We start from the raw sequence: 26,519 nt of genomic DNA on the forward strand, positions 1-26,519 counted from the left end.
GAGCACGAGTTCGGCAGCCTCGCGTTTGAATTCAGCAGAAAAGGAACGGCGTTGTTTGGTCATCTGACACCTCGATCTGGCGAGCATTCTCGCCTAAATGGGTGTCCGGTTTCATTAGACCACTACATCTACTACCTTAAGGTCGCCCTGCTTTGCTTTTAAAGTACGAGTTTCCGCCATCAATACTTCGTTAATCGAGGCGAGGTTGGCAATCTTTACGCATAGCGCCTCATTCTCTTGGCGGAGCATTCGATTTTTCTCGCGTTCAGCCAAAAAATCTTGATGTTTCACATCTCGCTGAGCACGACTTGAACGCCCCTGAGCTTCGCGGATCGCCTCAGCGACAGTTGGGTAGTGATTGTGAATCAGAGCGGTTGAAACACCCGCTTCACGCGCCACCGCGGCGATAGTAACCTTGGATTCACCGCTATGCGCCCGACCGCGCAGGATGCGTGCAAGTGCGAGTTGCAAATCCCGCTCGCGGGCGTCTGAGGGCTTGCGTTTAATGGTCATGCTACGCTCTCCTCCGGGTCGTATCCAAGCTGCATAAGCACGTCACGACAGCGATCCAAATCACGCAATACGCGCTGACGACCACCGTCACCAATGTCGTTGCAATCCAACAACCTCTTCAGGTTGTCGTAAAGGCGCTGGTAGATACCAACGTGTGCACCTCCAATCACGGCGTTGTTGCAGTCGCCGCAGCGAGTTCGCTCCATGGTGTTGCCGACGCAACGATCATCGTCGGCGGTACACCAAGCGTGACCATTACTTCGAATCGCGGTGCTCTCAGCAATCGATGTCACCATTGAGGCGTGGCTCTTGAAGATCGCAAGGTTCGCCGAATCGCGCTGCCAACGCTTGATCGATCGACCGTAGCCGCCAGTCAGTGGTGTGTCCCCCAGCCAAGTGCCGACGACCTCGGACTTGATGTCTTCGAGTTCTGACTGGATGTCTTCGTACAGTTCGATATCGAGATGTTGCCCCCAATCTTGATCCATGGCGTAGCCCAAGGTCATGTCCATGGACCAGTGTGCGAAATGCTCACGCAGGTAACGCAGGTCGCCGAATTGACTGTGTGCTGCATAGTTGGCGAATTTACGGCGAAATTGATGGCTGGCTAAGATCCAGTTCAGACCACAGCTCTTCGCGTACGCTTTGAGGCACATGTTCCATGCCGACCCCGAGAGGGTACGAACTTGATTACGCTTCGTGGCAGCCACCCCGAGAAAGAGAGCATGCCGATGCTTCTGCGCCGTGGCGATTTGCGGATCACTCGAATTAAGTTTTCTTCGCTCGGAGATCTCAGCGTCGACCATGGCCTGGTACGGCTCGGCCCAGCGCTCCATTAGGCGCAACACGTGCACAGCAATTTCTGGAATCATCCAGTCGTGCACGCCGGTATCGGTCTTTTCCGATGTGGAGCGCAGCCAGTGAAAGACCGTGCCATCATCGTCTTCCGTACGGTGGTGCGCGCCAGCTTTTACGTTGGCCAACTCATGATTCCGGCAACCGGAGGTACTGGCCAGAACGATATAGGAGGCGGTTCTCAAATCTTTAATCGCTTGGTTGAATGCCTCAAGCCCGCCTTCCCACCCAAGAGCCGTCAGCTGGCGAACCTTATGCTCCTGAATTGATCTGGTCACCTGTCCCTTGCGTGCTACAGCGACGCTATCGAGGGTGTCGCGCAGATCGAGCAGACGCTCACCGTGCTGAACCTGTTCATAGGCCTTCTCGAACAAAGTACAAAACACCTCATCTGGTATCAACGGCGTTTTGCCGGTCTCACTGTTGAGGGAGGCTCTACCGGCCAAGGCTCTCGCCGATGTATCAGGCCAGGGATGTCTTGGGATTGGGTCGTTGGTGTACTGACTGAGTTCATGAAGCGCCTCGACTGACATAAAACGACGTTCAAGGGCCGCCGGAGACAGCGCCTGCCCCCGATTGCGACGCGTCTGTCGGATCTCCCTGCACTCGGCGACGTAATTTGCACAGATCATGGGAGTTACAGCGCCGAAGTGACCGAGCTTAAGCGCGCTTAAATACCGCAGAAAGGGCAATACATTTTCAAAAACATTGCGCAAAGTACTTGCCACGGGACGCTTCTGCCCTGCGCGACCGCGTCGTAGGTAGCGATACAAGAGGGACTTCATCACCGCTAAAAACGCAGCGGGTACTCGATTGAAGTCCAAGTTCCTCATGTTGTCCGGTACATTGCTCGTCAACCCTTCGAGCTGCCAAATATCATCGCGATAGCGACTGAGAATGACCCAGCGGCCATCAACATGAATGGCGCTGACAATGAGCGCTTCGCGGTCGCCCTCGGGCAACTCGCGTATATCCCCTGGTTGTAGTTCGATACTCGCCCAAGGCAGCGTGACCACATTGCTTTTGCTCATGCAAACATCTCCAGACTTTCCACTACATCGGACGACCAAAACGGGTGCGGATCGCGGCGAGCCTGCTCGCGAGCAGCTTCAACGACGGCCGATTTGAAGGTTCCACGCCGCAGCCCTTCAGCCACGATATAGTCGTCAATCAATCGGGGAATATGCGCGTATTCCTGCGACCAACGTCGTTTGTTCATGCGGGGACGCTCCGCAAACACCCGAAAGTAAAAACTAAATAGCCGGTGTAAATCGTCTCCCGTGACCGCGTAATGTTTGCATCGCAGACAGTTGAGGAATGAGAAGCACGCTTCCCCCTCACGTTTTGGCGCATATTGGCCGTTCACTGGATCACCGCAGCGCCCCATTGGGGTAGTTTTGTAAGTAGCGCCAATAGTCCGGCTTAGTAATTCCTGAACCATTATCTCGCCCATAAACTGCCAGTTGCGCCTCGCGTCTGCGCTAGGTGCCAAGTAATTTCGCCCGGCCACCTGTGGTGTGTTACCAAGCGCGATGGCCGTGGTCATCAGGTCACCCGCGAGCAATTCGAATATTCGGTTGGCAAACGTTTTACGCAGGCGAGAGATGTTGATGCGAAGCGGCTTGCCATCAGTGTCGGTGAGTCCATAATCCGCGACCAGTTTTCTGATCGCATTCGCCAACGCGGAATCAGTCAGCGCAATGACCCCGCCACGGCCAGGCCCTCGATGCACGCGATACAGCCAAACACAATCCTTGATGTCGTCCGGAGCCTCCGCACGCAGCCGTTCGCTGTGAACAAGGACCCGACGGATCAGGCGCTCTATGCTGGTCTTGATGGTTGGAGTGGACTCCAGCAGACGCGCAGTGGCGCTTTCTGCGCGCAGTGCCACCTTACTGCTGCTGTGTCCGCGACGTTTCCAAAGAACCAAAAAGACACTGTTATCTTTGGGATGAGCGCGCAAGCAATCGTACCCCATCTCCAGTAGCGGCGTGGTGTTACGTCCGGTGTGCAGTGCAATGGTCAACACCGCGTAAGCCAGCAACTCACCGGTCACCGCGGCTCCTTCATGCCAAAGGGGCGCGATCGCCTGCCTTAATGCCGAGGTGAACGCTTGTCGCTGGCGTTTCGGTAGGGGCGTTTCACCCTTACTCTTGCCACTGTTTGGGAACGGGTTTCGCGGAAATGTCGCATCGTCCCCTGTGGTGACCAGCGAAATTATCCCTCTGCGGCCCAACGCGTGAAGGACGCACTTCATACCGGTGTAGTGAGTACTCTGGCTAAGCGTGGTAATGCCCAATCCAGCAAGGTAGCCAAGAAAATCGTCAATCAGTGCACGACCGATGTCGTTCAGGGTCAACTCACGGCTGAGCGCGGTTGCACGCAAAATCATGAAGTTAAGGAAGTGGCGTAAACCGCCTTTACAGAAGCTTGCTACGGTACTCGCTTCGACCCCAGTGTCTTGCTGGGCTAGAAAGCGTTCAGTCTGTCGCTGGCAGGCATAGGTAATCGAATCGATACCCACGCCATACCAGAAAGCGAAGTCGATGCCGCGCGAGCGAGTGGCATTCCTTCCGAAGTCGACCCTTGTGTGGGCAGGTGGAATCACTTCGGGGAGAACAATGACAGACCCGTTCGCGTCGTGACTATGCTCGACTTGCGGGATACTGAGGTCGGTCTTTAAGAAGACCTTGCGCTTCCCCATTAAACAACTCCCAAGTCGTCAGACAGTTCATCGTCGTAAGCCAGCACTGCGTTGTCGGCCAGTTCGTTGACCAAATGCAGGTAAACCATCGTCGTCTGGATCGAACTATGGCCGAGCTGCCGCTGCACAAACACGAGCGGTTACAGGCTGCTGCCATTGCGCTGAAGGGCGACCAGAGTATGGGTCGCGTAGGTGTGGCGAAGCATGTGCGTATGAACCTTGATGTTTGCTCGCTTGCCAATTTCTCGGACAATGCGCTCGATGCGTTTACCATCATCGGCGTAGGGCTCACCAGACTGATTCAAGAACAGCGATTTGTGCTGAGTACGACTCAGTGATGCCCGCTCGCCACGAACCTGCACTACATATCGGTGCAGATCCGCGAGAAAGCGTCGACTGATAAAGATGTCACGCGGTTTGCTTCCCTTCGTGCGTATTCCATGACCATCGTGCGGATCAAGGCGAATCCGGATGTTGCGATCGTGCCTGCCGGGTTTGTCCGGATCGAAGACATACGCCATCGGAAAAGAGGCGATTTCCGCCCGCCGCAGGCCCGTCTGAAGTCCAAGTCGAATCATCATTCGGTGATGCGGATTTTCCGCCGTCTCCAGCAACTCCTTTATCTCATCCATGCTGAGGAACTTCGGCAGCACCCGATGCTGACGCGGCATGACGTCGTTCACCATTGCCTTTCCGCCGCTGGCATCGATGTGTGCAAGAAAGCCGGGAGCCCGCTTGATCTTCCGCTCCTCATAACCAAACGGCAGTCTGCTCACCCATTCCTGCTGCTGGGCATACTCATAAAACTTGCAGATATAGTGGAGTCGTTGCCGGGTTGTTGACCGGGCCAACTGACACTCCACCAGGCAGTAGTCCCGGTAACCGGCAACGACACTCTTGGCCTCGCCACGATCTACGTCGCGCCAGTCGAGGTCATGTACCTGAAGAAAACTGAAAAAGTCGTAAAGTGCACGCCCCGTGCTTGGCCAAGATTTCCGCGACCCAATGGCTCCCCGCAATAGAAAGTGGCGCATGAACTCATTGGCAGGAACACAACTGTCCATGGTGTCCCAAAGCAAAATCGGAAAGCCTGGATACGGACGACCGCCAATCACCAAAGACTCAGTAGCCCAAAGAAGCTCCATCCATTCCCCCCAGCCTATAATCTGAACTATTGATTTGATAATTACTTTCTAATTTATTGTTTATAAAACACTTATGTCCTAACGCTTATCAAGCCCCAGAACATTGCGTTCTACGGTTCCTACGCCTTGGGCGCCGAACACTTCTGGTGGTCCTACACCCTGCTGGTGATCGCCGGCGCCTGCATGTATGCGCCTTACGGGCCGTTTTTCGCCATCGTTCCGGAAATCCTTCCCGCCAACGTTGCCGGGGGTGCCATGGCGCTGATCAACAGCATGGGCGCGCTGGGTTCGTTTGGCGGTTCGTACCTGGTCGGTTACCTGAACAGCTCGACCGGATCACCCGGCGCTTCTTACTTGCTGATGAGCGGCGCGTTGATGCTTTCGGTGGTGCTGACGATTTTCCTCAAGCCCGGCGCCAGTGACCGGGTCGTGGCCAAGGCCGCTGCGCAACGGCCAGTGACTGCTCACCCTTGAATTGAAGTTGAGATGATGACGATGAAAAAGCAGGTCGTGCTGTACAAGAAACTCTCGCCGCTGTTGATGGCTCGCCTGCATGAGCACACCGACGTGACACTGATCGACAACCTCAACCCGGAGGGTATCGAACAACTGCGCGACGCCCTGCCCCGGGCCCACGGCTTGCTCGGCGCGAGCCTGAAACTGGACGCCGAATTACTCGACCTGGCGCCGAATCTGCAGGCCATCGCCAGCGTCTCCGTGGGCGTCGACAACTACGACATCGACTACCTGACCGAGCGGCGCATCCTGCTCAGCAACACGCCCGATGTGCTGACGGAAACCACGGCTGATACGGGGTTTGCGCTGATTCTGGCGACGGCCCGGCGGGTGGTGGAACTGGCCAACATGGTCCGTGCCGGTCAGTGGAACCGCAACATCGGCCCGGTGCATTTTGGCACCGATGTTCACGGCAAGACGTTGGGCATCATTGGCATGGGACGGATTGGCGAGGCGTTGGCGCAGCGTGGGCATTTTGGCTTTGGCATGCCGGTGATCTACCACAGCCACTCGCCGAAACCGGCGGTTGAACAACGCTTTGATGCTCAGTACCGAAGCCTGACGGAGCTGTTGCAGCAGGCTGATTTCATCTGCCTGACCTTGCCGCTGACGGCTGAGACCGAAGGGTTAATTGGCGCTGAAGCGTTCGCCTTGATGCGTCCGGAGAGCATTTTCATCAATATTTCCCGGGGTAAGGTTGTGGATGAGGTGGCGCTGATCGAGGCGTTGCGCACGGGGCAGATTCGCGCGGCCGGGCTGGATGTGTTTGAGCGGGAACCGCTGAATGTTGATTCACCGTTGTTGGCGTTGAACAACGTGGTGGCGACGCCGCACATGGGGTCGGCGACGCATGAGACGCGGGAGGCGATGGCAGGGTGTGCGGTGGATAATCTGCTGGCTGCGTTGGCTGGGGAGCGGCCTGCAAATTTGGTGAATGTTGGGGCGTGGCCCGAGGCGTAAGATTTTCGTCGTCTGTTAGGCAGCCTTCGCGGGCAAGCCTCGCTCCTACAGGGATTTTGTGAACACCACAAATCCAGTGTAGGAGCGAGGCTTGCCCGCGAAGGGGCCAGCACAAACAACACAAAGCTATCAGGCTCGCCGGGCCTCCAGAAGGTCCTCCGCACACAACGCAATCCGCCGGCACGCATCCGCCAGTTTCACTTGATCCACCACCAACCCGATCCGGATATGCCCCGCCGCACTCGGTCCGAACGCCTCTCCGGCAAGCACCGACACGCCGTAACCCTCCAGCAAGCGCTCGGCGAAGCCTTGAGCGCACAACCCGGTCAAACGTACATCCACCATCACAAACATCCCGCCATCCGGCCGGATCGGGCGAATCCCTGGGCAACCACTCAACCTGGCGCACACCAGATCGCGGCGCTGGCGATATTCCTCACGCATCAGCGCCACTTCCGGCAAGTCTTCATCCAGCGCCACTTGCGCGGCTTTCTGCACAAAATCCGGGATGCCGAACAGCATGCACAACGATAAATGCACCAGGTGCTCGGCCAGCATTTTCGGGCCGATCGACCAACCGACGCGCCAGCCGCTCATGGCGTGGGATTTGGACAGGCTGTTGATCGTCGCGGTGCGTTCGGCCATGCCCGGCAGGCTCGCCGGGCTGACGTGTTCACCCTCAAACAACAGATCACTATAGACCTCGTCACTGATCAACCACAGATCATGGCGCACGCACAACGCCGCCAGCGCTTGCCAGGTTTTCAAGGACAGGCTGGCGCCGGAAGGATTGTTGGGGCTGTTGAGCAACAGGACCCGGGTCTTCGGCGTGATCAGCGCCGCCACATCCGCCGGATCAACGCGAAAGCCGTTCTCCGGCCGCACCGCCACTGGCACCACTTTGGCGGCGCAGGCGCCGAACACGCCTTCGTAGGTCACGTACATCGGCTCGGCGACGATCACCTCATCACCCGGATCGAGCAGGCATTGCGCGACCGAATACACAGCACACTGCGCCCCGGGAAACACGATCACATGATCGGCGTCCACCGGTTGACCACTGCGATGTCGATGGCGCCGTGCGATGCTGTTGCGCAATCCGCGACTGCCGCGCACCTCCGGGTAATGCGTGTCGCCGGCCTGCAAAGCGTCGATGGCCGCCTGGACGATGGGCGGTGGCGTGTCGAAATCCGGATCGCCGATCGACAACAGCAACACATCGATTCCCTGTTCGCGCATTTCCAGCGCTCGGTCATGAATCTGCCAGGCTGCCGCTCCGTCACCGGCGATTCGTTGGGTCAAGGCTGAATAGCGCATGTGTTTCTCCTGTCGCGCGCGGACTCCCAGACTCAACCCTATCTCAAATCACGAAACGCGCCAGCTATTTGGCATCAGCCAGGACTCATTGAGTGAAACTCGTTAAGTTGAACGCTTTTTTCGATCCTGTCTAGCTGACAACTCTGACAGTAGACGAGCATTTTTTGAGGCCGCTAAATGAGCGCAGGAATTTCGAATTTCGATGCATTTTCCTTTCATAACCATCCAACTACGGAGTATCGAAATGTCGAAACCCAATGAAACATCTCATCCAGGCACCCACAAAAACACCGTTGATGAAACTCCGCAAACCTTGGGCAATCCTCCTCATATACCTGTATTACCAGAGGAAGTGTTGACTAACGGCATCACTCCCAAATACCTCGAAGCACACGGCAACAAGTTAGAAGTCACTATAAAACCCTATGCTGATAAATCGTACGACCACGTCGCGTTAAAATTTGGTACACCGCCCAACAGTTATACAGTTAATGCGAGACTTTCTAGCTTGGACGCTGACACGGTTGTCATATTCACGACTGACAACATCCGCGGGATAGGCAACGGCCTGCATCCATTATCCTATGAACTGTTCAAATTGGCAGACAACAGCACTTCGCCAAGGTCGCCCTCTCAAGAAGTCAAAGTGAAGGGCATGTAAATGCAAAAAGGCTATATAGACATTTCTCAAACTTAAAACCGCACTATTAATTAAAGTTGGAGCATAAAACTGCTCCAACTTTATTGCCTCTGCTTCGACTCATACGTCTCAAATAACGAAACGCGCCACCATCGCATTCAAATCTACCGCTAGGCGCGACAGTTCATGCGTTGCGGCGCTGGTCTGATTGGCACCGGCCGCGGACTGGGTGGCGAGGTCGCGGATGTTCACCAGATTTCGGTCGACTTCACGGGACACCTGGGCCTGTTCTTCCGACGCGCTGGCGATCACCAGGTTGCGTTCGTTGATCAAGTGAATCGACTGCGTGATTTGCTCCAGCGCCACACCGGCGGCGCGAGCCATCTCCAGCGTGCTTTGGGTGCGTTGATTGCTTTGCTGCATCGACGAGACGGCTTCGCCCGTGCCGTTCTGGATGCCGGCTACCATTTTTTCGATTTCCTGGGTCGATTGCGCGGTGCGATGGGCCAAGGCCCGGACTTCGTCCGCGACCACGGCAAAACCCCGTCCCGCTTCACCGGCACGGGCCGCTTCAATCGCAGCGTTGAGGGCCAGCAGGTTGGTTTGCTCGGCGATGGCGCGGATCACGTCCAGCACTTTGCCGATGTCGCGACCCTGAGCGGCCAGGCCTTCGATCATCAACGAGGTGTTTTGCACGTCGTGGGTCATGGTCTGGATCGCATCGACGGTTTCCACCACACGGTCGCGGCCTTCGCGCGCGGCCTGGGTCGACTGGTTCGAGGCTTCGGAGGTCGACACGGCGTTGCGAGCGACCTCTTCCACGGCGGCGGTCATTTCGTTGACCGCTGTTGCGGCCTGTTCGATTTCGTTGTTCTGTTGTTGCAAGCCGCGAGACGCTTCCTGAGTCACGGTACTCAACTCTTCAGCCGCGGCACCCAGTTGCGTCGCGGAGCCGGCGATCTGTTCGATGGTTTTGCGCAGGTTGGCCTGCATGACGGACAAGGCGCCGAGCAAACGGGCCGGTTCATCCTTGCCGTCGATCTCGATGGCTTTGCTCAGGTTACCGCCGGCGATGGTTTCGGCGGCCTGCACGGCGCGATTGAGCGGCGTGACGATGCTGCGGGTCAACAGCCAGGCCAGCAGCACGGTCATGAGCGACGCCACCACCGACACCGCAATGATTCCGTTCACGGCGCTGTTGTAGTTTTCTTCAGCGATAACACCGGCAGCCTTCGCCCCGTCAGTGTTGTAGGCCACCAGTTTATTGAGCTGTTCGCCCATCAGGTCGGTGCCTTCCTTGATCCGCGTGTTGATCAAGGTGCGCATCTCATCCACCTTGTTCTGGCGCGACAGGTCCATCATCTCGCGCTGCGCTTGCATGTATGTGTCCATCGTTGCGCTGAACACTTTATATAGCGCGGCTTCGTCCGGGACCGCCGGCAACTCGGCATAGCTGGCCTGTGCCTTGCGCGCCTTGTCGGTGAGCACGCCAATCCGGGTTTCAGCCTCCTGCAAACTGGCCGGCTCGCGGTTAACCAGAATCCGGAACGACAAAATGCGCATGCGCAGGATATTTTCGGTGACATTACCCAGGAAGGCGACGCTGGGCAGTTGGGTGCTGCCCATATCGACCGAGGCCTGGCGGATGATCGACATGCGACTCACCGCAAACACACCCAGCACGATGACGAGCAAGGCAATGAAGGCAAAACCCAGGAAAGCTCGAGGCGCGATATTCAGTTTACGCAGGGACATAGGATGGTACTCGGGAGATTGAGGCGGCGAGCGTCCTTGCGGGGATTGCTGAGTGGCGGGCGTTGGCACGCGCGGGGTCAGCCGGGCGCCACTGTTGTAATAGGTTTGTGTGCGCCTATTGGGTGTATCGGCTGGGGATGAGGTTTTTCGCGGGGAATTGAGAAAAATATTTTGCGGCGTTGAAAGTGTTTCAATGCTGAAACACAAATCCCTGTAGCAACTGCCGAGGCTGCGTTCGGCTGCGAAGCAGTCGTAAAACCAGACAACGCGGTCATTCAGGCAAACTGCGTACATCGGATTGGCGAGGACTTCGTCCTCGAACGCAGTCTCGCAGGCTCGGCAGCTGCTACAGGAATGGATTGAACTTCAGGATTTGCGAGCAGCGATCCGCCAAACCCGTGCGATATCACTGGCACGGTCTTGCAACAACCGCGGCGCCTCGGCACAAGCCTGTTCCAGGGTCATCGGGCCACTGGCTAACGCAAACGCCGCATCGATGCCATGCGCATACAAATCCTGATACCCCTCGCCCAAGGTCCCCGCGATCACAATCACCGGCACACCCTGCTCTCGGGCGATACGCGCCACGCCAAACGGCGTCTTGCCGCGCAAGGTCTGCGCGTCGAAACGCCCTTCACCGGTGATCACCAAGTCGGCGCCCTTTACCGCGTCAGCCAGCCCGACCAACTCGGCGACGACTTCCACGCCCGCCTGAAACTGCGCACCAAGAAACGCCTTGGCCGCAAACCCCAGACCACCCGCCGCGCCGCTGCCCGGTTCTTCCTTGACGTCTTTACCCAGCGCCTGTGCGCACAGCCCGGCGAAGTGTCCAAGGGCAGCATCCAACTGCTGAACCTGCTCGGGCGATGCACCTTTCTGCGGACCGAAAATCGCTGAAGCACCGTGAGGACCGCACAGGGGATTGTTGACGTCGGCCGCGATGTCGACGCGCACGTTGGCCAGGCGCGGATCGATTTCACTCAGATCGATTTGCGCCAGTTGTGCCAACGCCAAACCGCCCGGTGCCAATGTTTGTCCTCGGGCGTCCAGCAGCTTCACGCCCAGCGCCTGCATCGCCCCGGCGCCGCCGTCGTTGGTGGCGCTGCCGCCAATGGCCAGAATCACCCGTTGCGCCCCGGCATCCAGCGCCGCACGAATCAGCTCGCCGGTGCCGAACGTGCTGCTGACGCACGCATCGCGTTGCCCCGACGGAACCAATTGCAGGCCGTTGGCTTCGGCCATTTCGATGATCGCGGTGTGGGTTTGCGGCAACCAGCCCCAGGCGGCATCGACGGTCACGCCGAGCGGTCCGCGAACACGGGTCTTGCGCAACTCACCTTCGCACGCCGCCAGAATCGACTCGACCGTGCCTTCGCCGCCGTCGGCCATCGGGCATTTGACCAGTTGCGCATCGGGCCAGACCTGCGCCAGGCCGAGGGCGATGGCGTCGGCCACACCCTGGGCACTCAGGCTGTCCTTGAACGAATCGGGGGCGATGACGATTTTCATGCGAATTCTCCAGTTCCAATGCGTTCCATGCTGCCAGCAGCCCCGAACAATAACGCCGGTCCGCTGCACAAGCGCGGGTGGCGTTTATTGTTCATTTCCACAAATCCGGGTTTGATGGTGATTGGGCTGGCCTCTTCGCGGGCAAGCCTCGCTCCTACAGGGGGAGGCGGCGCTCTTGTAGGAGCGAGGCTTGTCCGCGAAGGCGTCCTTACAATCGCCACCTCTCTAATCAGTTTGCGGCAGAAGCTGAACGCCAAGATACAGCGCAAGCATGCCATCCAGTTTCAACGGATCAACCCCACTCAACTCGGCAATCCGCTCCATCCGGTAGCGCAAACTGTTGCGATGAATCCCCAACGCATCGGCACACGCCTGGCTCTGCCCGTCGTGTTCGCACCAACTGCGCAAGGTCGCCAGCAGTTGGCCGTTGCCGTCCTTGGCGATGACTTTGCGCAGTGGCTTGAGCAGCTCATCCAGCGCGTCGTCATTGCGATGCCGCCACAGCATCACCGGCAGCCGATAACGGTGGAGCGTCAGCAAGCGCGAACGCGGCAACACATCGCGCCCATAGGCCAGCAAGTCGCCGACCCGTCGATAGCAACGACGCAACCCAGACAACCCATCTGCCTGCCCGCCCACGGCAATGCGCAAAATGTTCCAGCCCAGACCGTCGAGCTTCTCCAGCAGCCGATCATTCTCGATCGCCTGACTTGCCGGCCGGCACCACAGCAACGACGACTTCGCCGAACTCACGCACCAACTGTCCGGGTAACGCGAAGTCAGCCAGGCACTGAGCGCATCCACCGTCTGCCCGGGACCGTGCTCCCCACCCAATTCGAACAGATAAGGCACCCGCGTCATTTGCGGTTTCAGGCCCAACTGCTGCGCTTCGTCCAGCAAGCGAGGCGAATCACCCGCCTCGCTCAGCAGCAACGCCAACAGATCATCGCAACGCTGCCGGCGCCATTGCTGCTCGGCCTGCTGATTGCGCTGGCCCACCAGCATCTCGGCGGTCATCCGCACCAGCTCCGCATAGGTGCGCAATTGCTCGGGCTCTCCGGTAATCCCCAGCACGCCGATCAAGCGCTGATCGAGCAGCAGCGGCAAGTTGATCCCCGGCTGCACGCCTTTCAGATGAATCGCGGTTTGCGCGTCGATTTCCACCACCCGCCCGTTGGCCAGCACCAATTGCGCGCCTTCATGGCGGGTGTTGATCCGCTCCGGCTCGCCGCTGCCGAGGATCAATCCCTGGCTGTCCATGACGTTGACGTTGTACGGCAGGATGGCCATCGCCCGGTCGACGATGTCCTGGGCCAGGTCGTGATCGAGTTCGAACATATCGGAATCCTTGGAAGCGTGATGGGTCGTGGTTGTTCACCCGCACAGGGCTGGGTTGCAAACCCTGTGCTCAGGCACAAAGACAGCCACCCCGAGGGTGGCCGAGACTCTCTGGGCGATCAACGTTACCCTGCGCATCGCAAAAAATCATAATAAAGAGAGAGCCCGCCATGTCACAGAGCGCCGCCGCTACCCAGGCCATCGTTGACGACAAAAACGCCGTCTATAAACGCATTACGCTGCGTTTGATCCCCTTCATTTTCATCTGCTACCTGTTCAACTACCTCGACCGGGTCAACGTTGGATTCGCCAAGCTGCAGATGCTCGACGCACTGAAATTCAGCGAAACCGTGTACGGCCTCGGGGCCGGGATCTTCTTTATCGGCTACGTGCTGTGCGGCGTGCCGAGCAACCTGGCCCTGACCAAATTCGGCCCACGGCGCTGGATTGCGCTGATGATGATCGTCTGGGGCACGCTCTCGACCTGCCTGCTGTTCGTCACCACCCCGACCGAGTTCTACACCTTGCGCCTGTTCACCGGCGCGGCCGAAGCCGGGTTCTTCCCGGGCGTGGTGCTCTACCTCTCGCAGTGGTTCCCGACCTTCCGCCGTGGCCGCATCATGGCGCTGTTCATGTCGGCGATCCCGGTGTCCGGCCTGCTCGGCAGCCCGTTCTCCGGCTGGATTCTCAACCACTTCGCCGCCGGCCAAGGCGGTTTGGCGGGCTGGCAGTGGATGTTCCTGCTGCAAGGCATTCCGACCGTGATCCTCGGCGCCCTCGCCTACTTCCTGCTGAGCGACAGTTACGCCAATGCCAAGTGGCTCACCCCTTTCGAGCGTTCGGTGCTGGAAGCCGACCACGCTGAAGACCTGGCCAACAAACCGAAAACCACCACCGACTCGCTGCTGGACGTGTTCAAGAACCCAGCGATCTGGGCGTTCGGTTTGATCTACTTCTGCATCCAGAGCGGCGTCTACGCGATCAACTTCTGGCTGCCGTCGATCATCAAGAACCTGGGCTTCAGCGATAACCTGGTGATCGGCTGGTTGAGTGCGATTCCGTACCTGCTGGCGGCGTTGTTCATGTTGATGGTCGGTCGCTCGGCAGACTTGCGCAAAGAACGTCGCTGGCACTTGGTGGTGCCGATGCTGATGGGCGCGGTCGGTCTGCTGATCGCCGTGAACTTTGCCACCACGCCGGCCATTGCAATCCTCGGCCTGACCATCGCCACCATGGGCGCCCTCACCGGCCTGCCGATGTTTTGGCCAGTGCCGACGGCGCTGTTGAGTGCGGGTGCGGCGGCGGGTGGTTTGGCATTGATCAACTCCATGGGGCAGATGGCGGGATTCCTGAGCCCGTACCTGGTGGGTTGGGTCAAGGACAGCACCGGGTCGACCGATGCAGCGCTTTATCTGCTGGCGGGGGTGATTGTTTGCGGAAGCTTGCTGGCGTTGCGCATGACGCGGACGTTGCGGGTGTAATCATCGTTCCCCCGCGCAGCAAAGGAATACAGCCCGGGAAGCTCCGCGTCCCTTTCCTGAGCTGAAACGCGGAGCGTCCCTAGAAGCATTTCTTTGCTGCCCGTGGGAACGATCAACAAAAAACGGCCCTTTCAGGCCGTTTCTCATTTTGCACTGTGGTCAGACATCCTTTTGTGACCAGGCACACTTTTGTGATCATGCAAGCTTTTGTGGCGAGGGGGTTTACCCCCGTTGGGTTGCGAAGCGACCCCAAAACCATTCACCGCATTTTTGTCAGTTAAACCGTGTAAACAGGTTTTACGACTGCTGCGCAGCCGAACGGGGCGGTGCGACGTTTCGCTAAACCCCCTCGCCACAGGTCAGCGCACTCTTAACAAATCTGCGCTAACCCTGCGGACCAACGTTTTCCAGCACCCGGTTCGCCGCAATCTCCGCCACCATGATGCTGTTGGAAATACCCAAAAGCGCATAACGCGACTCCCCCTCCAAATGATCCACCAACTGATGAACCATCACATCGACCGAGGCCAACGTCTCGACCAGATAAACCGCCAGGGTCTCGGTCGTGGCATCCGGGTCCACGGAAAACAGGGTGCTGCGGGTGCGCGGGGTGGCTTTGATGTCGGCGTTCGACGGGAAGTGGAAATCGAGCGCTCGCTCGGCGGCTTCGTTGAGTTTTTTGGAATCGGCGGTTTCGTACGGGGAAACGTCGTCCGCTTCTGGTGGGTTGGGTGTTGGTTTGAACATAGATGAAACTCCAGATATTGAAAGTGGAGCCATCACCCTCGCTACCAGACGAAGGGTGGCGGCCATACGAAGGTTGGTAGACCGGTTATCTGGCAACCCGGCGCGCCCGAGGGCGCCCTACGCATGGCCACCATATAAACAGAAGACGATAAAAATCCCCTGCCACTAGGTGCGCTATGCGCCGGATAACCGGGCTACCAAACCCGATCGCTGTTCTTCAGCGACGGGGAAACGATAGAGCCCAGGCCTAAGGCGCACAAGCCGGCGGATTCTGGCGCAGTCGTAGGCAACGGCGCAAGGATGTGTAGCCTGAGTACGTGTCTGAAGGTGTCCGTTAAACAGTGCTGTTTATGACTGTCACGCCTGCGCAGATAATTTCACTTTTCTGCGCACAGGCGTTCTGGTATTTGATTGAAACTTTCCCACCGGTAAAAGGATTTCGTCATGAGCTATCGCACGCTGGGTCATTCGGGTTTACAGGTGTCGACCCTGACACTGGGCACCATGATGTTCGGCGAACAGACCAGCACCGAAGATTCCCTGCGGATCATCGATAAGGCCTGGGACCAGGGCATCAATTTCATCGACACGGCGGACGTCTACACCGCCGGCCGTTCCGAAGAGATCGTCGGTGAAGCGATTGCCGGCAACCGCCATGAATGGGTACTGGCGACCAAAGTCGGTTTCGGCCCGGTGGACGGTGTGCCGAACCGCAGCGGATTGAGCCGCAAGCATATCTTCAATGGCCTCGACGCCAGCCTGACGCGTTTGGGCACTGACTATCTCGACATCTATTACCTGCACCGCGAAGACCACAACACGCCGCTGGAAGTGACCGTGTCGGCGATTGGCGACCTGATTCGCCAGGGCAAGATTCGTTATTGGGGGTTGTCCAATTACCGTGGCTGGCGGATTGCCGAGGTGATTCGCGTGGCCGATCAACTGGGCGTCGACCGGCCGGTGATCAGTCAGCCGCTGTACAACATCGTCAACCGTCAGGCCGAGACCGAGCAGATCACCGCCGCGCAAAACTACGGGTTGGGCGTGGTGCCTTACAGTCCGCTGGCTCGCGGTGTGCTGAGCGGCAAGTACGCACCCGACGTGAAACCGGACGCCAACAGCCGCGCCGGTCGAGCTGACAAACGCATTCTGGAAACCGAGTGGCGGGTGGAGTCGTTGCGTATTGCCCAGCAGATTCAGCGGTACACGCAAGAGCGTGGTGTGGGCATTGTTGAATTCGCGATTGCCTGGGTGCTGAACAATGGCGCCGTGACGTCGGCGATTGTCGGGCCGCGTACCGAGGAACAGTGGGATGCGTACACCAAGGCGCAGGCGGTGAAGATTACGGCTGAAGATGAGGCGTTCATTGATTCGCTGGTCACGCCGGGGCATTCCTCGACGCCAGGGTTCAATGATGTGAGTCATTTTGTGTTAGGGCGTAAACCGCGTACGGCATGAGCATTTTCGCTAGCGGGCTCGCACGCTGGATCTGTGTCATTTACACATCCCTGCGGCGGCGAGCCCACTTGCGAAGTCATCAGCCGTAATGACCAGGTAGAACCGGAATCAATAAACGCTGGTCAGCAGAACCTGACTCAGGACTGAATTAAGACTAAACTCGGTCCTATTCAATCCAGCGAGGCTCACCCATGAAGCTTTCATCTCAAATCAAGCCGATCAGTTACCTGAAAAGCCACACTGCTGAAATCGTCAAAGCACTCACAGAGAGCCGCGAGCCCTTGGTAATCACCCAAAACGGTGAAGCGAAGCTTGTGGTCATGGACGTAAAAAGTTTCGAAGAGCAGGAAGACACCATGGCCTTGCTTAAGCTCTTGGCGATGGGAAATCGTGAGGTAGAAGACGGCAAGTTTCGCGATGCCGAAGATGTCTTTGCAGACCTGGACAGGGCTGACCATCAATGAGTTTAAAGGTCGTCATTCTTCAGTCTGCCGAGATGGACCTGAAAGAACTTCGTATTTATCTCATCCAACAGTTCTCTACCCAAACCTGGCAAAGCACCTATGCCGATCTGAAGGCCGCCATCCGCAATTTGGGAATACAGCCCTATTCAGGATTGATTCCGGAGGAAATCAAGAAACTTAATCTCAGCCAATATAGGCAAATCCTGTCAGGGATGAACCGGATCATCTATGAGATTCGAGAGCAGACGATCTATGTCCACATCATTGCTGACACCCGAAAGAGTCTGCCTGCACTGCTGATGAAGCGGCTGCTTCAAGGGTAACCGTTGACCAGCGAGCTGGACACAGCAAAACCGCGTTGACGGAAAGGCTCAGGGCGTGATGGTGTCCTCAAACCCAACACATCTCGCACCGCAATGGTGCACCCCTCCTCAAACCACGCCCATTTTCGTGACTACCCAGTCTCGTTTTGACCCATCCTGAAAAATAAACCTGCCCTTCGTCGGTGCGTTCCCCCCTCAAAGCGCTGTGCCTTTAACCTTTTTCCACCGATTGTCGAACAATTTCGCCACTTGACCTTTCCCGCTCTAGGATCTGGCCTAGACTCATTTTCGCGAGGTGAAACCGGCCAGTCATCTGGTGGTAAGAAACTCGAAACTTTTGGTCCTGACAGGGGGTCAGGTTAAAGGTAGGGCCACAGCGACTGGTGCATTCCTTGCAACGGCCCCTCCACCCTTTCTGCATTAGCGCATGGGGCAGCATTGCTCACCGATGCGAAGCGCGTTTGCGCCCGGCCACAGGATTTGGCCACGAACACCGTTTGTGCCTGACCTGGAATTAGATCAACAACACGGGAGATTCATATGATTAGTGCGGCTTTAGATATTCAGGGAGAGCGTGCTCATCAGCAGGTCGGCGAATCGAGCGTCGTGAATGCTCCGAGCGCCCAATCGATCAGCGTATCGGGCACCAAGGCGCTGACACCGGCTGCCAGTCAGAATCCGAACAGAAAGAAAGTGTTGTTCGTTACCTCCGAGATCGCCGACCTGGTCAAGACCGGCGGTTTGGGTGACGTTTCCGCAGCACTGCCCCGGGCGATGGCTCAACTGCACGATGTGCGGGTGCTGATCCCCGGTTACCCGCAAGTGCTGCACAGTGAAAATCCGATCCATATCATCGGTGAACTCGGTGGGCACGCTGCATTGCCTCCCTGCAAGATCGGGCGCATGGACATGCCGGACGGTCTGGTCATTTACGTGTTGATCTGCCCCGAGCTCTACGAGCGCGAAGGTTCGCCTTACGGTGCCAATAACGGCCGCGACTGGCCGGACAACCACATTCGCTTCGCCCGCCTGGGCCTCGCCGCCGCCGATATTGCCGCCAATCTTGCACAAATTCACTGGTGCCCGGATCTGGTGCATGCCCATGACTGGCCGGCTGGGCTGGCGCCTGCCTACATGCACTGGCGTGGACAGCGTACCCCGACGTTGTTCACCATCCATAACCTGGCCTATCAAGGTGTCACCAGCCTCGGATCCTGCCCGGAACTCGGTATTCCAAACCATGCCTTGCAGCAGGAAGGCATGGAGTTCTACGGCAAGATGTCATTCCTCAAGGCCGGCATGGCCTATTCGAGCCACATCACCACCGTCAGCGCCACCTACGCTCAGGAAATCACCACGCCGGCCTTCGGCTGTGGTCTCGACGGCTTTCTTGCCGCCAAGACCCAGCAAGGTCTGCTCAGCGGTATTCCCAACGGCATTGATGAAAGCTGGGACGCCGCCACCGACCCGCACCTGTTCCGCCCGTTCAGCATCGGCGACTGGGAAGGCAAAGCAGTCAACGCCGCCCATGTCCGTGAACTGTTCGGCCTGGAAGACTCCGAAGGCCCACTGTTCGCCGTGGTCTCGCGTCTGGTCTATCAGAAAGGTCTGGACCTGACCGAAGGGGTTTCCGAATACATCGTCAACAACGGTGGCCAGATCGCGATCATCGGTCGTGGCGAGCCTGAAGAAGAACAGGCCATGCGTGAACTGGCGCTGCGCTTCCCCGGGCAAATCGGTGTGCGCATCGGCTTCAATGAAACCGACGCCCGTCGCATGTTCGCCGGCAGTGATTTCCTGTTGATGCCGTCGCGTTACGAACCTTGCGGCTTGAGCCAGATGTACGCCCAGCGCTTCGGTTCATTGCCGGTCGCACGCAATACCGGCGGTTTGGCCGACACCATTGAAAACGGCGTGACCGGTTTCCTGTTCGACGAATCCACGGTCGAGAGTTATCAGGAAGCCCTGAGCCGCGCGTTCAAGGTGTTCGCCTTCCCAGGCCTGCTCAGCGCCATGCGTTGCCGCGCCATGGCCGCGCCTTTCAACTGGTGCCAGGCAGTAGAACCCTACGCCGAACTCTACGAAAAACTGGTCGCCAAAGCCTTGGGTAAATCGGGCAAACAGTAAAAGAGGTTTTCAAAGATGCCGTTACGGACCCTTGAGACCTGGCCCCACGGCGCAATCATGCTGGACGCAGAACACACGCGTTTTGCCTTGTGGGCGCCAGATGCGTTTTACGTCAGTGTCGAACTGGAAGATGGACAATCCTTGCCACTACTGCCTCAGGCTGATGGATGGTTCGTGATCAAGACCCGCTGCCCGGCGGGTACGCGTTACCGCTACAACATTGATGGCGAGCTGGAGGTGCCGGACCCGGCCTCCCGCGCACAGGCCGGCGATATCAGCGACCACAGCGTGGTGGTCGATCCCCTCGCCTATCAATGGCAAAACAGCACCTGGACCGGCCGCCCCTGGAACGAGGCCGTCATCTACGAAGTGCACGTCGGTGCGCTCGGCGGCTTCAGTGACGTCGAGCAGCACCTGGCGCGCCTGGCAGATTTGGGCATCACCGCAATCGAACTGATGCCGCTGGCGCAGTTCCCCGGCGAACGCAACTGGGGCTACGACGGGGTTCTGCCCTATGCGCCCCAAGCCTCCTACGGCACTCCCGAACAACTCAAACACCTGATCGACACCGCCCACGGCCATGGCCTGGCGGTGATTCTCGACGTGGTCTACAACCACTTCGGCCCGGACGGCAATTACCTGCATCACTACGCCAAGGGCTTCTTTCGCGAAGACAAGCACACACCGTGGGGCGCGGCCATCGACTTCCGGCGGCGCGAGGTGCGGGACTTCTTCATCGACAACGCACTGATGTGGTTGCTGGAATATCGCTTCGATGGCTTGCGCCTTGATGCAGTGCACGCCATCGAGAGCCCGGACTTTCTTCAGGAACTGGCGCAACGGGTTCGGCAACAGACCGATCCGGCGCGGCATGTCTGGCTGACGGTCGAGAACGAACACAACCAGGCCAGCCTGTTGGAAGAAGGCTTCGACGCGCAGTGGAATGATGACGGCCATAACGCTTTGCACGTTTTGCTGACCGGTGAAACCGATGCCTATTACGCCGACTACGCCGAGAACCCAACCGGACAACTGGCACGCTGCCTGAGCCAGGGTTTTGTGTTTCAGGGCCACGTGACCCGCCACGGTACAACCCGGGGCGAGCCCAGCGGCCACTTGCCGCCCAGCGCGTTTGTGCTGTTTTTGCAGAACCATGACCAGATCGGCAACCGTGCCTTTGGCGAACGGCTGCATCAGCTGGCCGGCCTCGACGCCTTGAAAGCGGCGACCGCGCTGTTGCTGCTGTCACCGATGATCCCGCTGATGTTCATGGGCGACGAATTTGCTGCCGAGGAACCGTTCCTGTTCTTTACCAGCCATCACGGTGAATTGGCGGAGCTGGTGCGCGAAGGGCGACGTAACGAATTTGCAGCGTTCAGCGCGTTTACTGATCCTCATAAACGCGAACTGATCCCCGATCCCAACGCACAACAGACCTTTGAAGCGTCGCGGCCGAAACTGACTGCCAACCGGCAATCGGCCATTCAGGGCCTGTATCACCAGCTGTTGCAGATTCGCCATGACCACATCATCCCGCATCTGCCGGGTGCTCAGGCCTTGGGTGCCGAGGTGCTGGCCGAAGGTGCGGTGACGGCGCGCTGGCTACTGGGCAATGGTCGTCAGCTGCGCATTGACCTGAACCTCAGCGACAAGCCAGTGGTCCACTCCCCACAGGCCGACGCCAGGTTGTTATTCGAAACTCCGCCTCAGTCAGCCGGCCTGTTGGAACAGGGCACCCTTGCCCCGTATTGCGCGCTAGTCAGCCTCACGGCTGCAGCCCCTTTGCTACCCCTGGATGGAGAGCGCCAATGAGTGATGCGCAACTGGAAATACTGGCCAGCCGAGCCGGTTTGGCAGTCGACTGGATCGACGCCAACGGCCGCCCGCAGAAAGTCGCCCCATCGGTATTGCGCAATGTCCTGACCGGGCTCGGCCACCCTGCCGGCACCGCCCAGGAAATCGACGCCAGCCTCCTGCAATTGCAGCAAGTCCAACAGACCCGGCGTCTACCGCCGCTGATTACCGCAGACGTTGGCGTCGGCCTCGACCTTGCACATTTCTTTGAGCCGGAAACACCGTGCGAGATCCACCTTGAAGATGGCTCATGGCTGAACCTGAAACTGGATGCCGAGGCCGTGCTGCCTGGCCTGGTTCCGGTCGGTTATCAGCACGTCAGCATCGATGGGCAATCATTCACTTTGGCCGTGGCACCGACGCGTTGCTACAGCGTCGGCGATGCTGTCGACAGTCCGATTCCGCGCACCTGGGGCCTCAGCGTGCAGTTGTACTCCCTGCGTCGCCCCGGCGATGGCGGGTTCGGCGACACCCAGGCACTGGAAGACCTCGCTCGTGTGGCCGGTGAACGCGGCGCCGAGGCGTTGGCGATCAGTCCGCTGCATGCGATGTTTGGCAGCGACACCCAGCGCTACAGCCCGTATTCACCGTCCAGCCGTTTGTTCCTCAACAGCCTCTATGCCGCACCGGGCGCGATTCTCGGCGAGCGCGCGTGGCGGGCCGCGATTGACGCCACCGGCCTGGCCGCCGAACTGCAACAGCTGGAAGAACAGCCGCTGATTAACTGGCCCGTGGCCGCCGAAGCCAAGCATCGCTTGCTGCAAGCCTTGTACGAAGGCTTCGTCCAGGGCGAACACCCGTTGCATGCCGACTTCAGCAGCTTCCGCCACGCGGCCGGTGAAGCTTTGGAAAACCACTGCCGCTTCGAAGCCATTCAAGAAGCCCGCGCCACCAAGGGTGAAACCCTCGACTGGCGCGAGTGGCCGGAACAATGGCGCGACCCGCGCAGCGCCGCTCTCGCCGAATTTGCCGAAGAGAACGCCGGCCGCATCGGCTTCTTTGCCTTCAGTCAATGGCTGGTCACCCGTTGCCTGGAGCGTGCACAAACCGCCGCCCGCAGCGCGGGCATGAGCATCGGCCTGATCGCTGATTTGGCGGTGGGTGCCGACGGCGGTGGCAGTCAGGCCTGGAGTCGTCAGGACGAATTGCTCACCTCGCTGACAGTGGGCGCGCCGCCGGACATTCTTAACCGTACCGGCCAGGGCTGGGGTATTTCCGCGTTTTCCCCTGAAGGCCTGGTGCGTAATGGCTTTCGCGCGTTCATCGAAATGCTCCGCGCCAATTTCGCCCACGCCGGCGGCTTGCGCATTGACCACGTCATGGGCCTGCAACGGTTGTGGGTGATCCCTAATGGTTCACCACCCGCCGATGGCGCCTACCTTTATTACCCGGTGGACGACCTGCTGCGTTTGCTCAGCCTTGAATCCCATCGCCATCAGGCAATCGTCCTTGGCGAAGACCTCGGTACGGTGGCGGATGGTCTGCGGGAAAAACTCATCGCTCGCGCAATTCTCGGCATGCGGGTGTTGCTGTTTGAACAGGACAACGCGCACTTCAAAACGATTCTCGACTGGCCTGACAACGCCCTCGCGACCACCAGCACCCATGACCTGCCGACACTCAATGGCTGGTGGCATGGCCGCGATATCGACTGGAACGCCCGGCTGGGCCTGGTCGACGCCACGAGTGAAATCGAATGGCGCCACCACCGTGAACGCGAGCGCGAAGGCCTGCGTCGTGTGTTGAGCGAGGACCCGCAGAACTTTCGCGAAGAGTCCCATGAAACCGATCAGGTGCTGGACGCCGCGGTCCGTTTCCTCGGTCATACCCGGGCGCCGCTGGTGTTGCTGCCGCTGGAAGATGCCTTGGGCATCGAACAGCAGGCCAACCTCCCCGGCACCATCGACACGCATCCCAACTGGTCGCGGCGCCTGCCCGGTGGCAGCGAAGCGCTGCTCGACGACCCGGACGCCGCCCGGCGCCTGGAATTGCTCGCCTGTGCGCGGCTTCAGGCTGGCGAGCGTGACCAATGAATCACCCGTTAATACAACCGCTGCCGCTTCGCGCGACCCTGCGGCTGCAATTTCATAAAGGCTTCACGCTGGATCAAGCGGTGCCGCTGGTGCCGTACTTTGCCAGTCTCGGCATCAGCCACGTCTATGCCTCGCCACTGCTCGCTGCCCGTGCCGGCTCCATGCATGGCTACGACGTGGTGGATCCGACCACGGTCAATCCTGAGTTGGGTGGCGAAGCCGCGTTGCGCCGATTGATCGGTGCCCTGCGCGAACACAAAATGGGGCTGATCCTCGACATCGTCTCCAACCACATGGCCGTCGGTGGGAGCGATAACCCGTGGTGGCTGGACTTGCTGGAATGGGGACGCCTGAGCCCTTACGGCGAGTTTTTCGACATTCAATGGCACTCACCCGACCCGTTGATGGAAGGCCAGTTGCTGCTGCCTTTCCTCGGCAGCGATTACGGCATCGCGCTGCAGGACGGCACCCTGCCCTTGCGCTTTGATGCACAGCGCGGCGCGTTTTATGTCGAGCACTACGAGCATCATTTTCCGATCTGCCCGTCGAGCTACGGTGAACTGCTGCGGACCGATGACGAACCGCTCAAGTTTCTCGCGGACCGCTTCAGTGCCTTGAGCTACCAGACCGATGCGCACAGCCTGGCGCAACCGCTGAAGGCAGAGCTGCGTGAACTGGCCAGCGACCCTGCGCTCCTCCAGCACATCCAGCAGAATCTCAGCGCCTATGACTCGCTGACACCCGAAGGCTTCCAGCGCCTGCACCACCTGCTCGAACGTCAGAGTTACCGCTTGGCCAGTTGGCGCACGGCAGCGGATGACATCAATTGGCGGCGATTTTTCGATATCAACGAACTCGGCGGTTTGCGGGTCGAACGGCCGGCGGTGTTCGAAGCGACCCACGCGAAAATCTTCGAGCTGGTGGCTGAAGGTCTGGTTGACGGTCTGCGCATCGACCACATCGACGGCCTCGCCGACCCGCGTGGCTACTGCCGCAAACTGCGGCGTCGGGTCGATACGCTGTCGCCCGATCGGCACTTGCCGATCTTCGTCGAGAAGATTCTCGGTGAAGGCGAAACCCTGCACCGCGACTGGTCGGTGGACGGCACCACCGGTTACGAATTCATGAATCAGCTGTCGTTGCTGCAACACGATCCCGACGGAGCTCAGACCCTCGACGAGCTGTGGAATCGCTACAGCGAACGGCCCGCCGACTTCCGTCAGGAAGCGCAGCTGGCACGTCAGCAGATTCTCAACGGCTCATTGGCCGGTGATTTCGAGAGTGTGGCCAAAGCGCTGCTGCAAGTGGCCCGGGACGACTTGATGACCCGCGACCTGACCCTGGGCGCGATCCGTCGGGCGTTGCAGGAACTGATCGTGCACTTTCCGGTGTACCGCACCTATATCAGCCCGCGTGGCCGCTCTGCCGAAGACGATGTGTTTTTTCAGCAAGCCATGGACGGTGCCCGGCAAACCCTCGGCGAGGCCGATTGGCCGGTGCTGGATTGCCTGGCCGGTTGGCTCGGCGGTGAGCCGTGGCGCAAACGCCCGGTGGGTCGTCAGCGCAAGATACTCAAACATGCGTGCGTACGTTTCCAGCAACTGACGTCACCGGCCGCCGCGAAAGCTGTGGAAGACACCGCGTTCTATCGTTCGGCAGTGTTGCTGTCGCGCAATGACGTGGGGTTCAGCACCGAGCAATTCAGTGCGCCGGTTGCCGATTTCCATGCCGTCTGCATCAACCGCCTGGAACAGTTTCCGGACAACCTGCTGGCCACCGCCACCCACGACCACAAACGCGGCGAAGACACCCGCGCACGGTTGGCGGTGTTGAGCGAACGCAGTGCCTGGTATGCAGAGCAGGTCCCGCTGTGGAGAACACTCGCCCGGCCCCTGCGTGACGACGACCAGATGCCCTCGGCGGGTGATGAGCTGATCCTGTATCAGGCGATCCTCGGCAGTTGGCCGCTAGATTTGCGCGCTGACGATCAATCGGCACTTGAGGACTACGCCAAACGTCTGTGGCAGTGGCAACAAAAAGCCTTGCGTGAAGCCAAGCTGCAAAGCAGCTGGAGCGCGGCGAACGAGCCTTACGAAAAAGCCATGCAGGTCTTTATCGAGCGCCTGTTGTTGAGCCCGGAGGGTGAGCTGTTGCGCGCCGCCCTCGGCAAAGCGGTCCAAACGATTACCGCGCCCGGCGCGATTAACGGTTTGGCGCAAACCTTGCTGCGCATGACCGTACCGGGGATCCCGGACCTCTATCAGGGCAACGAGTACTGGGACTTTTCGCTGGTGGACCCGGACAACCGCCGACCGGTGGATTACGCCAGCCGCGAACAGGCGATGCAGGTGCCGTTGAATCTGCCCGAGCTTTTGGCCAACTGGCGTGACGGGCGCATCAAGCAAACCCTGATCAAGCAGGTGTTGAACCAGCGGGCCGAGCACGCCGATCTTTTTCGGCGAGGGACGTATCAAGCCCTTGATGTCGTCGGCAGCCAGGCTCACCGGGTGCTGGCTTTTGCTCGCGAACATGAAGGAACACGGGCCATCGTGATCGTACCGATACGTTGCGCCCCACTGCTGGAAAACAGTGCCGAACCCCGGGTTGACGCGCTGCGTTGGGGCGATACGCGGGTCAAACTGCCGTTCACCGCCGCTGAGGAAAATCTGAAGGGACTTTTCTCGAGCACAGCAGTCACACACGACAGGAAGCTGAACATCAGCGCCGCGCTGGGGGATTTCCCGGTCAATCTCTTTATTCAAACGTTTACCCAAGCTTGA

20 protein-coding genes and 1 pseudogene are annotated in these 26,519 nt (G+C 58.9%); 11 read left to right on the top strand and 10 right to left on the bottom strand.

Features of this window, described 5'->3' with window-relative positions:
* Positions 1-114: 114 nt before the first annotated feature.
* From EYC95_RS19850 to EYC95_RS19865, 5 genes are read right to left on the bottom strand one after another with little or no spacing between them, the layout of a single operon-like run.
* Positions 115-513: a TetR family transcriptional regulator gene (locus EYC95_RS19850; protein WP_131061874.1), complete on the bottom strand. Its 399-nt coding sequence runs from the start codon at positions 511-513 to the stop codon at positions 115-117.
* Positions 510-2,399: an integrase gene (locus tag EYC95_RS19855; protein WP_131061875.1), complete on the bottom strand. Its 1,890-nt coding sequence runs from the start codon at positions 2,397-2,399 to the stop codon at positions 510-512. Before EYC95_RS19855 ends, EYC95_RS19850 begins: the two co-directional genes overlap by 4 nt.
* Complete coding sequence (locus EYC95_RS19860; RefSeq protein WP_131061876.1) at positions 2,396-4,072, bottom strand: hypothetical protein; 1,677 nt, start codon at positions 4,070-4,072, stop codon at positions 2,396-2,398. Before EYC95_RS19860 ends, EYC95_RS19855 begins: the two co-directional genes overlap by 4 nt.
* Positions 4,072-4,206: a hypothetical protein gene (locus tag EYC95_RS30680; protein ID WP_256656977.1), complete on the bottom strand. Its 135-nt coding sequence runs from the start codon at positions 4,204-4,206 to the stop codon at positions 4,072-4,074. Before EYC95_RS30680 ends, EYC95_RS19860 begins: the two co-directional genes overlap by 1 nt.
* A gap of 6 nt (positions 4,207-4,212) precedes the next feature.
* Positions 4,213-5,217, bottom strand: coding sequence for a tyrosine-type recombinase/integrase (locus EYC95_RS19865; protein WP_256656978.1), 1,005 nt, complete (start codon positions 5,215-5,217; stop codon positions 4,213-4,215).
* A gap of 99 nt (positions 5,218-5,316) precedes the next feature.
* Here EYC95_RS19865 and EYC95_RS19870 point away from each other — a divergent pair.
* A pseudogene (locus EYC95_RS19870) lies at positions 5,317-5,691 on the top strand (MFS transporter); the annotation flags it as partial.
* Between the two features lie 21 nt (positions 5,692-5,712).
* The gene (locus EYC95_RS19875; RefSeq protein WP_131061877.1) at positions 5,713-6,693 is read left to right on the top strand and encodes an NAD(P)-dependent oxidoreductase; all 981 of its coding nucleotides are present in this window, start codon (positions 5,713-5,715) and stop codon (positions 6,691-6,693) included.
* Positions 6,694-6,822: 129 nt separating this feature from the next.
* On the opposite strand, the gene EYC95_RS19880 is transcribed toward EYC95_RS19875, so the two are convergent.
* Positions 6,823-8,010, bottom strand: coding sequence for a pyridoxal phosphate-dependent aminotransferase (locus EYC95_RS19880; RefSeq protein WP_131061878.1), 1,188 nt, complete (start codon positions 8,008-8,010; stop codon positions 6,823-6,825).
* Between the two features lie 244 nt (positions 8,011-8,254).
* Between EYC95_RS19880 and EYC95_RS19885 the strand changes: the two genes are divergently transcribed.
* Positions 8,255-8,671, top strand: a complete 417-nt coding sequence (locus EYC95_RS19885) for a hypothetical protein (protein ID WP_131061879.1) — start codon at positions 8,255-8,257, stop codon at positions 8,669-8,671.
* 108 nt (positions 8,672-8,779) lie between these two features.
* Here EYC95_RS19885 and EYC95_RS19890 read toward each other — a convergent pair whose 3' ends face one another.
* The 3 genes from EYC95_RS19890 to EYC95_RS19900 all read right to left on the bottom strand — a co-directional run bounded on the left by EYC95_RS19890 (position 8,780) and on the right by EYC95_RS19900 (position 13,252).
* Entirely contained in the window at positions 8,780-10,405 is a 1,626-nt protein-coding gene (locus EYC95_RS19890) for a methyl-accepting chemotaxis protein (protein WP_131061880.1), read from the bottom strand.
* A gap of 366 nt (positions 10,406-10,771) precedes the next feature.
* Entirely contained in the window at positions 10,772-11,914 is a 1,143-nt protein-coding gene (locus tag EYC95_RS19895) for a glycerate kinase (RefSeq protein WP_131061881.1), read from the bottom strand.
* A gap of 225 nt (positions 11,915-12,139) precedes the next feature.
* On the bottom strand, positions 12,140-13,252 hold the full coding sequence (locus EYC95_RS19900) for a sugar diacid recognition domain-containing protein (RefSeq protein ID WP_131061882.1): 1,113 nt from the start codon (positions 13,250-13,252) through the stop codon (positions 12,140-12,142).
* A gap of 170 nt (positions 13,253-13,422) precedes the next feature.
* Between EYC95_RS19900 and EYC95_RS19905 the strand changes: the two genes are divergently transcribed.
* Positions 13,423-14,733, top strand: a complete 1,311-nt coding sequence (locus EYC95_RS19905) for an MFS transporter (protein WP_131061883.1) — start codon at positions 13,423-13,425, stop codon at positions 14,731-14,733.
* A 384-nt stretch (positions 14,734-15,117) separates the two neighbouring features.
* Here EYC95_RS19905 and EYC95_RS19910 read toward each other — a convergent pair whose 3' ends face one another.
* Positions 15,118-15,480 carry a DUF6124 family protein gene (locus EYC95_RS19910; RefSeq protein WP_131061884.1) on the bottom strand — a complete coding sequence of 121 codons (363 nt, stop codon included), beginning with the start codon at positions 15,478-15,480 and terminating at the stop codon, positions 15,118-15,120.
* Between the two features lie 444 nt (positions 15,481-15,924).
* Between EYC95_RS19910 and EYC95_RS19915 the strand changes: the two genes are divergently transcribed.
* The 7 genes from EYC95_RS19915 (at position 15,925) to EYC95_RS19945 (ending at position 26,519) form a co-directional block, all read left to right on the top strand.
* Positions 15,925-16,938, top strand: a complete 1,014-nt coding sequence (locus EYC95_RS19915) for an aldo/keto reductase (RefSeq protein WP_131061885.1) — start codon at positions 15,925-15,927, stop codon at positions 16,936-16,938.
* A 191-nt stretch (positions 16,939-17,129) separates the two neighbouring features.
* A complete protein-coding gene (locus EYC95_RS19920) occupies positions 17,130-17,402 on the top strand; it encodes a type II toxin-antitoxin system Phd/YefM family antitoxin (RefSeq protein WP_131061886.1) in 273 nt (90 codons plus the stop codon).
* Positions 17,399-17,725, top strand: coding sequence for a type II toxin-antitoxin system RelE/ParE family toxin (locus EYC95_RS19925; protein WP_131061887.1), 327 nt, complete (start codon positions 17,399-17,401; stop codon positions 17,723-17,725). The genes EYC95_RS19920 and EYC95_RS19925 overlap by 4 nt, the downstream gene beginning before the upstream one ends.
* A gap of 540 nt (positions 17,726-18,265) precedes the next feature.
* Positions 18,266-19,852 (top strand): glycogen synthase GlgA, encoded by a 1,587-nt coding sequence (glgA, locus tag EYC95_RS19930; RefSeq protein ID WP_131061888.1) that lies wholly within the window; start codon positions 18,266-18,268, stop codon positions 19,850-19,852.
* Positions 19,853-19,867: 15 nt separating this feature from the next.
* Positions 19,868-21,664: a malto-oligosyltrehalose trehalohydrolase gene (gene treZ / locus EYC95_RS19935; protein WP_131061889.1), complete on the top strand. Its 1,797-nt coding sequence runs from the start codon at positions 19,868-19,870 to the stop codon at positions 21,662-21,664.
* On the top strand, positions 21,661-23,739 hold the full coding sequence (gene malQ, locus EYC95_RS19940; protein WP_131061890.1) for a 4-alpha-glucanotransferase: 2,079 nt from the start codon (positions 21,661-21,663) through the stop codon (positions 23,737-23,739). Before treZ ends, malQ begins: the two co-directional genes overlap by 4 nt.
* Positions 23,736-26,519 (top strand): malto-oligosyltrehalose synthase, encoded by a 2,784-nt coding sequence (locus tag EYC95_RS19945; RefSeq protein WP_131061891.1) that lies wholly within the window; start codon positions 23,736-23,738, stop codon positions 26,517-26,519. Before malQ ends, EYC95_RS19945 begins: the two co-directional genes overlap by 4 nt.

It is taken from the genome of Pseudomonas sp. BGI-2 (assembly GCF_004310295.1).
In the GTDB taxonomy this organism is placed as follows: domain Bacteria; phylum Pseudomonadota; class Gammaproteobacteria; order Pseudomonadales; family Pseudomonadaceae; genus Aquipseudomonas.

Bases quoted from the DNA above. Each gene is read 5' to 3' on its own strand.
- EYC95_RS19920 (WP_131061886.1), top strand. From the start codon at position 17,130: ATGAAGCTTTCATCTCAAATCAAGCCGATCAGTTACCTGAAAAGCCAC.
- EYC95_RS19910 (WP_131061884.1), bottom strand. From the start codon at position 15,480: ATGTTCAAACCAACACCCAACCCACCAGAAGCGGACGACGTTTCCCCG.
- EYC95_RS19880 (WP_131061878.1), bottom strand. From the start codon at position 8,010: ATGCGCTATTCAGCCTTGACCCAACGAATCGCCGGTGACGGAGCGGCA.
- EYC95_RS19905 (WP_131061883.1), top strand. From the start codon at position 13,423: ATGTCACAGAGCGCCGCCGCTACCCAGGCCATCGTTGACGACAAAAAC.
- malQ (WP_131061890.1), top strand. From the start codon at position 21,661: ATGAGTGATGCGCAACTGGAAATACTGGCCAGCCGAGCCGGTTTGGCA.
- EYC95_RS19925 (WP_131061887.1), top strand. From the start codon at position 17,399: ATGAGTTTAAAGGTCGTCATTCTTCAGTCTGCCGAGATGGACCTGAAA.
- glgA (WP_131061888.1), top strand. From the start codon at position 18,266: ATGATTAGTGCGGCTTTAGATATTCAGGGAGAGCGTGCTCATCAGCAG.
- EYC95_RS19915 (WP_131061885.1), top strand. From the start codon at position 15,925: ATGAGCTATCGCACGCTGGGTCATTCGGGTTTACAGGTGTCGACCCTG.
- EYC95_RS19885 (WP_131061879.1), top strand. From the start codon at position 8,255: ATGTCGAAACCCAATGAAACATCTCATCCAGGCACCCACAAAAACACC.
- EYC95_RS19890 (WP_131061880.1), bottom strand. From the start codon at position 10,405: ATGTCCCTGCGTAAACTGAATATCGCGCCTCGAGCTTTCCTGGGTTTT.
- EYC95_RS19865 (WP_256656978.1), bottom strand. From the start codon at position 5,217: ATGGAGCTTCTTTGGGCTACTGAGTCTTTGGTGATTGGCGGTCGTCCG.
- EYC95_RS19945 (WP_131061891.1), top strand. From the start codon at position 23,736: ATGAATCACCCGTTAATACAACCGCTGCCGCTTCGCGCGACCCTGCGG.
- EYC95_RS19860 (WP_131061876.1), bottom strand. From the start codon at position 4,072: ATGGGGAAGCGCAAGGTCTTCTTAAAGACCGACCTCAGTATCCCGCAA.
- EYC95_RS19875 (WP_131061877.1), top strand. From the start codon at position 5,713: ATGAAAAAGCAGGTCGTGCTGTACAAGAAACTCTCGCCGCTGTTGATG.
- treZ (WP_131061889.1), top strand. From the start codon at position 19,868: ATGCCGTTACGGACCCTTGAGACCTGGCCCCACGGCGCAATCATGCTG.
- EYC95_RS19900 (WP_131061882.1), bottom strand. From the start codon at position 13,252: ATGTTCGAACTCGATCACGACCTGGCCCAGGACATCGTCGACCGGGCG.
- EYC95_RS19850 (WP_131061874.1), bottom strand. From the start codon at position 513: ATGACCATTAAACGCAAGCCCTCAGACGCCCGCGAGCGGGATTTGCAA.
- EYC95_RS19855 (WP_131061875.1), bottom strand. From the start codon at position 2,399: ATGAGCAAAAGCAATGTGGTCACGCTGCCTTGGGCGAGTATCGAACTA.
- EYC95_RS19895 (WP_131061881.1), bottom strand. From the start codon at position 11,914: ATGAAAATCGTCATCGCCCCCGATTCGTTCAAGGACAGCCTGAGTGCC.